The organism is Planctobacterium sp. R6 (genome assembly GCF_055755215.1).
In genome coordinates this window covers 169,354-182,228 of record NZ_JBVTQY010000002.1, presented here as the reverse complement: position 1 = coordinate 182,228, position 12,875 = coordinate 169,354, and the positions used below count along the sequence as shown (strand labels likewise).

The following is a 12,875-nucleotide window of genomic DNA, read 5'->3' as shown; positions in this document are numbered from 1 at the left end:
AACTTATAACCCCAGGGTAAACACAAAGAAATTGCGCACCCGACGCCAGTAACGCTCTATAACCGAGGTATCCGGTGTATAAATCAACGCCTGTCCGGTCATGCCGGGTAACACCCGATAATCGGCTTCAGTTATCAGTATTTCAGCGACAAAGCCAGTTTTCAGCTCACTGGTATCAACTTCTTCTTCGCCTTCCAAAATAGTGGTAGGCACATCATAGGAGCGCCCCACATGTAAGACTTTGCCGTACACGTATTCACCCGGCCTAGCCCTCAACACCGCGCGAACTTCCTGATGGATTTTGACGTCCATAATGTCTTCTTCAGCAACGTGAACTACCAGTCTAAATTTATCCGGATTGGCGATGCGAAAAATCTCTGTGCCGGTCGCAAAATGTCGCCCCTGCAACTCGCCAATATTGGTATTGAGGACTACGCCAGAAATTGGGGCCAGAATCGCGGTATTTGTTAAATCTCGTTGTAGTTTGGTGACTTTCGCCAGCGTAGATTCGCGCTGAATCATGGCATTTGACAAAGCAAAACTGTCTTTTTCAGCCCGGGCCTCGACAATCTGTCGCTCCGCGATAGCCAGTTGCGCCTGGGCTTCAATCAATGCCAGCCTCACAGCGGTGGTGTCTAATTCGGCAACAACATCTCCGGCTGCGACTGGTTGCCCTTCCTGCACCAGGATACGGCTAATTCGGCCATCTACCGGGGTAAATATTCCCTGCCCCAGTTGCGTTTCAACGGTGGTGGGTGCTGCCACCCACCGCAAAACGGGCAAAAAGTGAAAACTCAGTAACAGGGTGACGACTGTGCCCATTACAATCGCGGCACGTTTGCCCTTACTTTTAAACCATTTAAGGCCACTTTCTTTCAGGCCGGACAGAGATTTTCGTTTGGTGATGCTTTTAAATAAACTGGCGTTGCGCAACGCCACAGTGGCTTGCGAAGCCATAATGTGCAGCAAATCGCCTTTACCGGCATTGGCAAAATTGGCAATATTGCTTTCAAACCACAACACCCCCAATACGCCCTCTTCATCGCGCAGTGCCACAGTCCAAAGGCTTTTAACATCATATTGATTCAGGTATTTGACCCAGTCATTGATTTTGCCTTTTTGACTGTGGATGTACCGCTCCCGCTCGGCGACATACACCGAACGTTGCAGGTTTTGTACCTGCTTCATCAGCGCCAGCATGGCCAGTTGCCTGGGCGCTTTGAGATCCACCTTCTGACCACCGGAAATTACATTCAGGCTCAATTCGCCGTCGTCATCCACCAGGGCAATGGCTCCGTAAGCGATATCCACCAACTCATTGGTTCTGTTCACGACCAGATTAAGTACCTGATCAACATCCAGGGTTGAAACCACTTCGTTGGAAATGCTCATCAGGGCGTTCATTTCTTTTACCTTGCTTTCCATTTCCATCAGGCGTGCATTTTTCATGGAAATCGCAGCACTGATAGCAAGGTCTTTAACTAATTCACAATCGTGGGTATCGAACTGCCCGTCGACACCGTGTTTTTTATTCACGATTTGAATGGCTCCATAAGCTTCATCATCAATGATCAAGGGAACGCAAATCATGGAGCGGGTAACAAATCCGGTTTTTTGATCAACAGTTTGGGTGAACTCTTTGCTTTTGGCACAATTGAGAATGATTTTGGATTTTTGTGTTTCAATAACGGTTCCGACAATGCCCAAACCAAAATCTAACTTTAAGCCAATCACTTCATCTTTAACCGGCCCTTCAGCCAGGTGACAGACATTTTTTTTAATGGTCTCGTCTTTGATCCACAGGGAGCCGGCTTCGGCATCCAGGGCATTGAGAATGCGATCAAACACAATTTGCATCAGGTGTTTGACCCCATGAGCCTGTCCGATGAACTCGTGAGTCAATTTCCGGGACGTGGAAAGTATTTTAATTTTTCGTTTTAATTCGCCGACTTCTTTGCTGGCTGTGTTTGCAGTTTGCCTTACAGTCCGGTTCACCATCAATAGTTCCCGTCACACCTCTTCTGTTATCGCCGTTTAAGTATAGAACGATATAACCATAAAAAGACTAATAAAATAGTATTAGTTTCCTTTTGTTCGCTGAGATTACGCAAAGTCTGTGTTTTGATTGCAGACAATGACCAACATCCCGGTAGCTGAAACAAAAAAGGCGGGCAATGTGCCCGCCCCGAAACCCAACAAATATTAGTTAGAGCGTGCTCTGGCTTTTGCTGTCTGCGCTTTGGCAGCCAATTTATAGCCTTGCACTTTCGCACCTGCAACGGCGGCGAGGGCTCTTTGCTTTACACGATCAGCTTTAGTTACTGTTGCCATAATTATATTCTCCGATAGTTAATAATTTGCCGGTTAAGGCGTTTCATCAAGGTCAAAAACTAAGGTGACAGTACCATCACCGTTATCTATTACTTCTGCTAGAGGCCAGCTTTGAATGATGTAATTACCATCCGCATCAGGACCCGTTGCTTCCGGTGGAATACCACCTTCCCATTCACCTACCATCTCACCAGAGATAACAAAGGTGCTACTGGCAAGGTCTACATCGCCCATGTCAATCGGCAGGGTCCAACTGGTTGGGCCGTCCGCATCGTAGTCAAGTCCCCACTCAGCCGGATCACTCCCTCCTTCGAACAATGGCAAGATAAACTCATTGACATAGCCATTGGGGTCCGGAGGTACAGTTCCGTGTATTCCGCCGTCATCCATAGGTTCACCATCCCCGCCCTCATCCGGGTAGGGTGCTTCTCCGGCATCCCAGGTTTCTGATGTTCCATCCGGATAAATGACACTGCCAGAGCCATCACTGTTCATCGTCCAGACAGTACCATCAGCATCGGTATGAGTACCCGAGCCATCGGCATTCCAGTTACCATAACTACCGTCGGCATTGCTGTAACCGCCCGACCCGTCAGCATTAAAATAACCACTGCTTCCGTCAGCTGAGGTCCAGCTACCGGAACCATCTGCGCTCCATTGACAACTGTTACCCTGGCCATCATCGTAGCTACCGCCACCCTGACCATCCCAGGTTTCCGTGCCGCCATCAGCGTAGTTGATACTACCGGAGCCATCGGCATTCCAGGTTTCCACCGTACCATCGGCATAGGTTACTGTTCCTGAGCCATCTTCGTTGAATTGCTCATCCACCACTTCGCCGTGGTCTTCCATTTCACTGCCGGGTTCCATCCATTCGTCATCACCATCATCTTCCGGTCCACCAGGCTCATGACCGCCGCTGGTCGTGCCGTCACTGCCCCAGGATTCAGTTGTACCATCAGGATAGGTGATACTGCCTGAGCCATCGGCGTTTTGTTGGTACACGGTGCCATCACTCTCTGTATGGGTATAAGACCCATCAGAAGCATAGCTACCATGACTGCCGTCACTGTTGGTATAACCTCCGGAGCCATCGGCGTTGCAGTAGCCACTGCTACCGTCGGATGCTGTCCAGGAGCCAGAGCCATCGGCACTCCAGGTATAGGAATTGCCTTGTCCGTCATCCCAGGTTCCGCCGCCCTGACCATCCCAGGTTTCGGTAGAACCATCGGGGAACACCATGCTACCGGAGCCATCAGGATTGAAAGTCTCAACAGTACCATCGGCATAAGTTAATACGGTTGTGCCATCGTCAAGCACCTGCTCGTCTACCACATCAGGATTTGGGTGAGAGCCATCATCACCATGCTCACCTGCGGTACCATCATGGCCGCCTTCTCCGGCAGTGCCGTCATGTTCACCTCCAGAGCCACTACCCTGGGTTTGATCACCGCTTTCTCCTACCGGATTACCCTGCGAGTCCCACGCGTCAACAGTACCATCAGGATAGGTCACTGAGCCGGAACCATCGGCATTGTACTGGTAAGAAGTCCCATCGGCTTCGACGTGATTTCCGGAACCGTCCGCATTCCAGTTGCCATAGCTACCGTCAGAATTTGAGTAGCCACCAGAACCATCAGCATTGTAGTAACCACTGCTGCCATCCGAAGACGTCCAACTTCCGGCACCGTCAGCACTCCACTGACAGGTATTCCCCTGGCCATCATCCCAGGTACCTCCGCCCAGACCATCCCAGGTTTCGCTGGAGCCATCGGGGTAAACCATGCTACCTGAGCCATCTTCATTCCAGGTTTCAACTGTGCCATCCGGATGCGTTACCGTTCCGGATTCGCCAGTTTCACCGCCACCTTCAGGATACTCACCACCGTCTTGCGGTTGCTCTCCACCTGCTGGTTCACCTACCGGATTACCTTGAGAATCCCACTCATCCACGGAACCATCGGGATAGGTAATGCTGCCAGAACCATCGGCATTTTGTTGGTAACTGGTGCCATCTGCTTCAGTATGGCTGTATGAACCATCGGCACCATAATTACCGTAACTGCCATCAGAATTAGAATAACCACCGGAACCATCAGCATTGTGATAACCGCTGCTGCCATCTGCTGAAGTCCAGGAGCCTGAGCCGTCAGCCGCCCAGGTTGATGAATTACCCTGACCATCGTCCCAGCTACCGCCGCCCTGACCATCCCAGAACTCAGAAGAGCCGTCCGCGTATTCTACGCCACCTGAACCGTCGGCGTTCCAGGTGTAGGCTGTCCCATCTGCTTCAGTGTGATTGCCGGAACCATCAGCATTGTAGGATCCGGAACTGCCATCGGCATTGGTGTAGCCGCCTGAGCCATCGGCATTGTAATAACCACTGCTGCCATCTGCAGATGACCAGCTACCCGAGCCATCGGCACTCCACTGACTGGTATTGCCCTGACCATCATCCCAGCTACCACCCCCCTGGCCATCCCAGGTTTCGGTGGCACCATCGGGATACACTGTGCTACCTGAACCATCTTCATTCCAGGTTTCCACTGTGCCATCCGGATGAGTAACCGTACCACTTTCGCTGCCTTCCTGCGGTTGCTCCGCACCGCCATCATGTGGCGGCTCTTCACCACCACCGTCGGGGCTCTCTCCTACCGGATTACCCTGAGCATCCCAGGCTTCTGATGTGCCGTCAGGATAGGTAATTGAACCTGAACCGTCGGCGTTACCCTGATACGTAGTGCCGTCTGCTTCGGTATGGCTGAAGGAGCCATCCGCACTGTAAGCGCCATAACTACCATCAGAATTAGAATAGCCACCGGAACCATCAGCGTTGTGATAGCCACTACTACCATCCGCAGATGACCAACTACCCGAGCCATCGGCACTCCACTGACTGGTATTGCCTTGTCCATCATCCCAGCTACCACCACCCTGGCCATCCCAGGTTTCAGTGGCACCATCAGGATATACAACGCTACCTGAGCCATCGTCATTGTAGGTTTCAACGGTGCCATCAGGATGAGTAACTGTATTACCACCGCTTTCATCACCGGGGGGCGGTCCGCCTTCTTCACCGCCTGGGGGATGTTCTTCGCCACCGGAATGGGGTCCCCCTTCATCGCCAGGTGGTGGTGCATCATTAGATTCAATACCCAGATCACCAACTAAACCACCGATACCACCCGGGGCGATACGGTCTTCCAGTTTTTCAATTTTTGATTCAACTTTTTGCTTTTTGGGGCCTTTGTCGTCTGTCATTACTAATTGCTCCTCAGACAGGGTTCTGTACGAAACTACACAAGTTTCCCGAAGGACTGGGTCATGCTATCAGTCGCTGAAAATTCCTTTGACACCGGGACAGAGCCATCAAACAGCCTGGTTAAATCGCAACCTTGATTGGCGTATATTTACCTTTGCGGGGTAGATTTTTTGCAAAGGTTAAAACACGCTTTTATCTGCTCTGCAATAATTCCAAATTTAGAACAGATATCGAACATTTCAACTGCACATTTAAAGTTCTTTGGTGGTTTTGGGAATTACTTCACACTATCAATAACTGAGTATGTAAAAATATACCCGGGCTTTCACTTCCAGGATACAAAGCCAGGATCGCTGAATATTTTGTTGCCAAATCAGCAAATAGACGGGCTATTCAATCGAAGGTTCTCAACCCGCTGACCCTCGCGTAGACTTAAATGGCGATATACCCATTGCATTAAATATTCAACGGGATGAGCATTGTTATTAAATATCTGGAAACTGACGTCAATAGGCTATAAAATACGCGCCCTTTTTTCGGGTATACTTGCCCAAAAGAGCGAATTTTTCGAACAAGTTTAAGAATTGAGTAAGAGTGCATGAGTAAAAAGCTGTTTATCAAAACATGGGGCTGCCAAATGAACGAATATGATTCGGAAAAAATGGCTGACTTACTGGATAGCACCCATGGTTATTCCCTTGCTGAAGAAGCAGAGGACGCTGACGTCATTTTGCTGAATACCTGTTCGATTCGCGAAAAAGCGCAGGAAAAGGTATTTCATCAGTTGGGCCGCTGGAAAAACCTTAAGACCAAAAAGCCAGAACTGGTTATCGGTGTTGGTGGCTGTGTAGCTTCTCAGGAAGGCGATGCCATTCGCCAACGCGCGCCTTATGTAGACATTGTCTTTGGTCCACAAACCTTGCACCGTTTACCGGAAATGATTTCGCAAATTCAGGCCGGTGAAAAAGCCGTGGTTGACATCAGCTTTCCTGAAATAGAAAAATTTGACCGGTTACCTGAACCCCGGGCTGAAGGCCCTACGGCGTTTGTTTCCATCATGGAAGGCTGCTCAAAGTATTGCAGTTTCTGCGTTGTGCCCTATACCCGCGGCGAAGAAGTTTCACGCCCGGTCGACGATGTAATTTTTGAAATTGCGCAACTGGCCGAGCAAGGCGTACGTGAAGTCAATTTGTTAGGACAAAACGTGAATGCCTTTCGCGGTGAACATTACGATGGCAGCATTTGCCGGTTTGCAGAATTACTGCATTTAGTGGCTGCTATCGATGGAATCGACCGTATCCGCTACACCACGTCGCATCCGGTGGAGTTTACAGACGACATCATTGATGCTTACGAAACTATCCCGGAATTAGTGGATCATCTGCATTTGCCGGTACAAAGCGGTTCAGATCACATCCTCGCAATGATGAAGCGCGGCCATACGGCCATTGAATACAAATCTAAAATCAGACGTCTTAAGAAAATCCGTCCTAATCTGAGTATGTCATCAGATTTTATCATCGGATTTCCTGGCGAAAGTGACAAAGATTTTGAAGATACTATGAACCTGATTCAGGCCATTGATTTTGATTTGAGTTTCAGTTTTATCTACAGTGCCAGACCGGGTACACCGGCAGCCGACGTTCCAGATGACGTCAGTGAAGAAGTGAAAAAACAGCGTTTGCACTTGTTGCAACAACGCATCAGCCAACAGGCACAGCGCATCGCCAGAAATATGGTGGGCACGGTACAGCGGGTATTAGTCGAAGGCCCCTCTAAAAAGAATATCATGGAGCTCTCAGGTCGTACCGAAAACAACCGGGTTGTTAACTTCGAAGGAACACCGGATATGGTGGGCAAATTTGTTGATATCGATATCACCGACGTCTTCGCAAACTCGCTACGCGGCAACGTTATCCGCACTGAAAATCAAATGAACCTGAGAATTGCCACAACGCCCGAAAGTATCCTGGAAACTCGACAGGATAAGACAGACAATCTGGGTGTTACCCAATTTCAACCACATTAATCACAGATAAGCCATTGAGTAGTTCATTACTAGTTACTAAAAGTATTACCCTGGAGCCCATAGACAACCGACGTTTGTCCAGTTTATGTGGCCCTTTTGATGACAACATCAAACAAATTGAAAAGCGCCTGGGCGTGGAAATCAGCTACAACAACACCAGTTTTAAAGTCGTTGGAAAAGACAGCATTGTAGAAGCCACTCTGACGCTGCTGAAAAATTTGTACGTCGAAACCCAACCTGTCAAAGGCGAGTTGCCGGAGATAGAACCTGAACAGGTGCACCTCGCCATTCAGGCCTGCGGCATCATGGAACAAAAAAGCGATGCCGGCTGGGGTAAAGAAGTTCATATTAAAACCAAACGTGGCGTTATAAAACCGCGCAATCCCAATCAGTCACAATACCTGATGAACGTATTTCAACACGACATCACTTTTGGTATTGGTCCGGCCGGTACAGGTAAAACCTATCTTGCGGTGGCTTGTGCAGTTGAAGCCCTGGAAAGACAAGAAGTGCGCCGCATATTGCTGACACGTCCGGCGGTTGAAGCGGGAGAAAAGCTGGGATTTTTACCCGGGGATCTGTCACAGAAAGTGGACCCCTATTTACGCCCCTTATACGACGCCTTGTTTGAAATGCTGGGTTTTGAAAAAGTCGAAAAGTTAATTGAACGCAATGTCATAGAAGTGGCACCACTGGCCTACATGCGCGGCCGCACGCTCAACGATGCGTTTATCATTTTGGACGAAAGCCAAAACACCACCGTAGAGCAAATGAAAATGTTTTTGACCCGTATCGGGTTCAATTCCAAAGCCGTGGTTACCGGAGACATTACTCAAATCGATCTGCCCCGCGGCGTGCGTTCCGGCTTGCGCCATGCTATCGAAGTGCTTAAAGAAGTCGACGACATTTCGCTAAACTTCTTCACGGCCAGCGACGTGGTGCGTCACCCGGTAGTGGCCAGAATTGTGCAGGCCTATGACAAATTCGAGCAGGAAGAAGCGCGGATACAAAAAGAAAAGAAAGAATTGGCCAGACTGGAACGCCTGAATTCGGTGGATAATCAAACAGGCGAACAGTCATGACCGCAAACGCGGATAACGGCCGGTTGAGCACAGAGATTGATATTCAGCTGGCCACCACAACCCCCCTGTCTGAAGATATCATTAGTCAATTTGAATCCTGGGTTAACCGGGCCCTTGCAGCCGTGCCAGCCCAAATACTCGCCGACTTTCCAGCCGGTGAAGCACTGGAAATCACCATTCGGGTGGTGGATGAAACGGAAAGCCAGGAACTAAACAGTGCTTACAGAGGCAAAGACAAACCCACCAATGTATTGTCCTTTCCATTTGAACAACCCCCGGGATTAAATTTGCCGCTTCTGGGGGATTTAGTGGTATGTCAGTCGGTCGTCGCAACAGAGGCCGAACAACAAAATAAAACCTTAACCGCTCATTGGGCACATATGTTGGTGCATGGCACCTTGCATTTATTGGGCTATGACCATATAAACGACGAAGAGGCGGAACAGATGGAAAGCCTTGAAGTTCAAATTTTAAACAGTTTAGGTATTGACGACCCCTATATTGATCATGAATTATAGGGCGCTTGCCAACAAAGGAATTATGTCAAACTCATGAGTAACGACGACAACCCACACTCTACGAACGGTTCTTCTGGTAAGAGTTGGTTAGAAAAAATCATTCAAACCTTCACAGGAGAGCCCAAAAGTCGGGAAGAACTGGTTGAAGTTATCAACGAAGCTGAATTGCAGGAAGTGATCGATCCGGGTACCCGGGAAATGATACACGGTGTCCTGGAGGTGGCGGAGATGCGGGTCAGGGATATTATGATCCCAAGAGCGCAAATGGTCACTATTGATATCAACCAGACAGTGTCTGAATTCTTACCTCTAGTGCTGGAAACCGCCCACTCGCGCTTTCCGGTAGTGTCAGAAAACAAAGATCATGTAGAAGGTATTCTGTTAGCAAAAGACCTGCTCAAATATGCCTTCGGCGAAGTACAACAGTTCGAACTTAAAGATATTCTGCGTCCGGTGGTTATCGTGCCGGAAAGCAAACGGGTGGATGTCCTGTTGCGCGAGTTTCGTCAGCATCGCTATCATATGGCCATTGTCATCGATGAATATGGCGGCGTATCAGGCCTGGTAACCATTGAAGATATTCTGGAACTCATTGTCGGTGAAATCGAAGATGAACACGATGCTGACGATGAAGAGACCGAAGACATCAAAGCTCTGAATACCTATACGTATTCAGTAAAAGCATTGACCGCTGTTGATGACTTTAACCGCTATTTTAATACTGAATTTGACGAAGAACAGGCCGATACTATCGGTGGCATCGTACTCAATAGTTTTGGTCACATGCCTTCCAAAGATGAATCCATCGTGATCAATGATATTGAATTTAAGGTGAATAACGCTGACGGCAGACGACTCATTCAACTCAAGGTCACCCTGCCCAGAGTACCAGCGAACCATCTCGCCAGTGCTTAAGCAACATTCATTTCACTATCTTCTAATCCTTTTATCGGGCATAGCAATGACCTTTGCTTATGCCCCGTTTTCACTGTGGTTTATCCCCTTCATCAGCCTGCCGCTGATTTTCTTTTTGCATTACAGGTACGCATTATCAGGCTTTAAATCGGGTTTTGTCTTTGGTTTAGGCTGGTTTGGTGCGGGGATCAGTTGGGTACATGTCAGTATTGCCAACTTTGGAGGCTTGCCCCTCTTAGGTTCGCTGGCCCTTATGGCACTGTTGGTAGCCTACCTGTCGCTCTTTCCGGCCGGGGCATTGTGGCTGTCGCAAAAATTTAGCCCGACGAAATATCAGATTTTAGTGATCACCGCGTGTTGGTTCCTGTTTGAGTGGTTGCGCAGTTGGTTTTTAACCGGGTTTCCCTGGCTCTCATTGGGTTATACCCAATCCACCAGTCCACTGGCTGGCTGGTACCCGGTCATCGGGGAAACCGGAGTCAGTGCTCTGCTGTTAGTTACCGGGTGCCTGCTTGGTAAGTTAGTCGCTGCATCTCACCAGAATAAGCAACAAAAAGCCAAACCCATTGCCGTCAGTCTGCTGTTTCTGACCCTGAGTACGTTGCTGGCGTCTTCGTTTACATTCACAGAAAAACAGCCCGAGGTGGTCAATATCGCCATGGCTCAGGGCAACATTAAACAAGAACTTCGTTGGGTACCTGAACAGGACGAACCAACGATGCAAAAGTACCTGGCGCTCAGTGAAAACCTGTGGCACAACGATGTAATTTTATGGCCAGAGGCCGCTATTCCTAAACTGGAACCCCTTGCAACCCGATATTTACAGGAACTAGACCAGCTCGCCTTTGAAACCAATACCGGCTTGATCACCGGTATTGTGAATTACAATTTTGAAACCTATGAAGCTTTCAATAACCTGATTGTACTGGGCAAAGCGGCACAAGACGCAACCGGCCCCGAATACCAGTACTTTCATCAGAACCGTTACAGCAAACATCATCTGTTACCGGTTGGTGAATTTATCCCGATGGAAGACTGGCTGCGCGGACTCGCTCCCATCTTTGATTTGCCCATGTCATCTTTTAGTCGCGGTGCTTATGAACAACCCAATCTGCTGGTCAATGGCCACCATTTTGTGGCAGCGATATGTTTTGAAATTGCTTTCCCCAGACAAATCCAGGCGAACCTGAGACAAAAATCAGATTTTCTACTAACCGTAAGCAACGATGCCTGGTTTGGTGACTCCCATGGCCCGGCACAACATCTGGAAATCGCCCAGGTGCGTGCCGCCGAATTTGGCCTGCCCCTTATTCGTGCCACCAATAATGGTATTACAGCATATGTTGATCATCACGGCAAAGTGATCGCTCAGGCTCCACAATTTAGCAGCGCCACCTTAGAGGTAGCATTGCATAAAGTATCCGGCATGACAGCGTATCGCTATTGGGGCGACATGCCATTGTGGTTATTCACAATAGTGACCCTGGGCTTTGCCACTATAGCCACTAAAAGACAGCACCGGACACACAGTTAAAGCTTTGTGTTGATTTTAAACTTTTGATTTGAAAAGATTATTGATTCATCCCCCTGCTCTGTGTTTTTGCCCATAGGAGATCAGCCATGAACTACGAAAGACTGCGAGCAAGTAAACAAGGGATCTGGTTCGCCGTTGATCTACTGATGATGGCGCTGTTAGTGGTCAATCTCATATTGTTGATTTTTGATTCCTTATACGCCACCTCTGCTGTGTTTGATTTTCTGCAGCAAAGTGCCCCTGCGGTGATTGCGCTTTATGCGCCAATTCACGCCAACTTTTTGTTCCTCGACTTGTGTTTTATTGCCGTGTTTCTGAGTGAGTTTATGGTGCGCTGGGCAGTGGCGATCAAGCACAAAGAATATATGCGCTGGTACTTTTTCCCCTTTATTCACTGGTATGACTTAGTCGGTTGTATTCCTGTCGAGTCAGCGCGGATTTTTCGCTTTTTGCGCATCATCTCGGTGCTGTATCGCCTGCACAAATATCAGATCATAGACTTCAGAAGCTGGGCGTTTTTCAGTTTTATCAAGTTTTATTATAACGTGCTGATTGAAGAGCTGAGTGACCGTATCGTGGTTAAAATACTCACTGATGCCCAGGACGAGATTGCCAAAGGTTCCAGCTTATTGGATGAAATTGCGGATAACATTATCAGCCCCCGAAAGACCGTGGTCACACAATGGGTATCCTCACTGGCACAACACCTTGGCACCTCCATCAGCCATCCGGAGCAAGGCGAAGTTATCAGAAAGCACATTATCAATAGCGTCGCCAAAGCAGTTCGACAGGACGACCAAATTGCGATGTTGAATCTGGTACCGGTACTGGGTGGCAACATTGAAAAGCGGTTACAAAATACCGTCTCAAATGTGGTGATTCAGTCGATCACTAATATGCTGGAAGATCTGGATAACGACACAGTAGCAGATATCTTCGACAAGGGCTTTAATCACCTCACCAGCGACGAAAAACAGGTGAATAATGAAATCCTTAAACTGATAATTGAAGTGCTGGAAGTGGTGAAAGCGCATATTTCCCAAAAGCGCTGGCAGGAGCATCTGGAAGAGCGGGATCAACAAAGAAAAGAAGCGCTTTCAGAATCCAATACACTGTTCTGACAACTATGGCTATACTACAAATAATTGTTTTAAATTCTACACTTAAGTAGCACTTAGCAAGCCGAAGACAAACATGGACAGAA

General features: G+C 48.5%; 9 protein-coding genes. 6 read left to right on the top strand and 3 right to left on the bottom strand.

The features are described from left to right. Positions 1 to 3 precede the first annotated feature (3 nt). The 3 genes from AC0J20_RS02595 to AC0J20_RS02585 all read right to left on the bottom strand — a co-directional run bounded on the left by AC0J20_RS02595 (position 4) and on the right by AC0J20_RS02585 (position 5,592). Positions 4 to 1,998 carry a GAF domain-containing protein gene (locus AC0J20_RS02595; RefSeq protein ID WP_473020493.1) on the bottom strand — a complete coding sequence of 665 codons (1,995 nt, stop codon included), beginning with the start codon at positions 1,996 to 1,998 and terminating at the stop codon, positions 4 to 6. Between the two features lie 204 nt (positions 1,999 to 2,202). Further along, positions 2,203 to 2,331, bottom strand: a complete 129-nt coding sequence (locus tag AC0J20_RS02590; RefSeq protein ID WP_267498129.1) for a hypothetical protein — start codon at positions 2,329 to 2,331, stop codon at positions 2,203 to 2,205. Positions 2,332 to 2,364: 33 nt separating this feature from the next. Beyond that, the gene (locus AC0J20_RS02585) at positions 2,365 to 5,592 is read right to left on the bottom strand and encodes a hypothetical protein (protein ID WP_473020492.1); all 3,228 of its coding nucleotides are present in this window, start codon (positions 5,590 to 5,592) and stop codon (positions 2,365 to 2,367) included. A 599-nt stretch (positions 5,593 to 6,191) separates the two neighbouring features. On the opposite strand from AC0J20_RS02585, the gene miaB reads away from it, so the two are divergent. The 6 genes from miaB to AC0J20_RS02555 all read left to right on the top strand — a co-directional run bounded on the left by miaB (position 6,192) and on the right by AC0J20_RS02555 (position 12,792). Further along, positions 6,192 to 7,622 carry a tRNA (N6-isopentenyl adenosine(37)-C2)-methylthiotransferase MiaB gene (gene miaB, locus AC0J20_RS02580; RefSeq protein WP_229527699.1) on the top strand — a complete coding sequence of 477 codons (1,431 nt, stop codon included), beginning with the start codon at positions 6,192 to 6,194 and terminating at the stop codon, positions 7,620 to 7,622. Positions 7,623 to 7,636: 14 nt separating this feature from the next. Then, positions 7,637 to 8,704: a PhoH family protein gene (locus AC0J20_RS02575; RefSeq protein ID WP_229527700.1), complete on the top strand. Its 1,068-nt coding sequence runs from the start codon at positions 7,637 to 7,639 to the stop codon at positions 8,702 to 8,704. Beyond that, positions 8,701 to 9,222 carry an rRNA maturation RNase YbeY gene (ybeY, locus tag AC0J20_RS02570; RefSeq protein WP_473020491.1) on the top strand — a complete coding sequence of 174 codons (522 nt, stop codon included), beginning with the start codon at positions 8,701 to 8,703 and terminating at the stop codon, positions 9,220 to 9,222. Before AC0J20_RS02575 ends, ybeY begins: the two co-directional genes overlap by 4 nt. 33 nt (positions 9,223 to 9,255) lie before the next feature. Next, positions 9,256 to 10,137, top strand: a complete 882-nt coding sequence (locus AC0J20_RS02565; RefSeq protein WP_229527702.1) for an HlyC/CorC family transporter — start codon at positions 9,256 to 9,258, stop codon at positions 10,135 to 10,137. A gap of 46 nt (positions 10,138 to 10,183) precedes the next feature. Next, positions 10,184 to 11,671 carry an apolipoprotein N-acyltransferase gene (gene lnt, locus AC0J20_RS02560; protein ID WP_473020490.1) on the top strand — a complete coding sequence of 496 codons (1,488 nt, stop codon included), beginning with the start codon at positions 10,184 to 10,186 and terminating at the stop codon, positions 11,669 to 11,671. Between the two features lie 86 nt (positions 11,672 to 11,757). After that, positions 11,758 to 12,792: an ion transporter gene (locus tag AC0J20_RS02555; RefSeq protein ID WP_473020489.1), complete on the top strand. Its 1,035-nt coding sequence runs from the start codon at positions 11,758 to 11,760 to the stop codon at positions 12,790 to 12,792. The last annotated feature ends 83 nt before the right edge of the window (positions 12,793 to 12,875 follow it).

Bases quoted from the DNA above. Each gene is read 5' to 3' on its own strand.
- AC0J20_RS02595 (WP_473020493.1), bottom strand. From the start codon at position 1,998: ATGGTGAACCGGACTGTAAGGCAAACTGCAAACACAGCCAGCAAAGAA.
- AC0J20_RS02590 (WP_267498129.1), bottom strand. From the start codon at position 2,331: ATGGCAACAGTAACTAAAGCTGATCGTGTAAAGCAAAGAGCCCTCGCC.
- AC0J20_RS02585 (WP_473020492.1), bottom strand. From the start codon at position 5,592: ATGACAGACGACAAAGGCCCCAAAAAGCAAAAAGTTGAATCAAAAATT.
- miaB (WP_229527699.1), top strand. From the start codon at position 6,192: ATGAGTAAAAAGCTGTTTATCAAAACATGGGGCTGCCAAATGAACGAA.
- ybeY (WP_473020491.1), top strand. From the start codon at position 8,701: ATGACCGCAAACGCGGATAACGGCCGGTTGAGCACAGAGATTGATATT.
- AC0J20_RS02565 (WP_229527702.1), top strand. From the start codon at position 9,256: ATGAGTAACGACGACAACCCACACTCTACGAACGGTTCTTCTGGTAAG.
- lnt (WP_473020490.1), top strand. From the start codon at position 10,184: ATGACCTTTGCTTATGCCCCGTTTTCACTGTGGTTTATCCCCTTCATC.
- AC0J20_RS02555 (WP_473020489.1), top strand. From the start codon at position 11,758: ATGAACTACGAAAGACTGCGAGCAAGTAAACAAGGGATCTGGTTCGCC.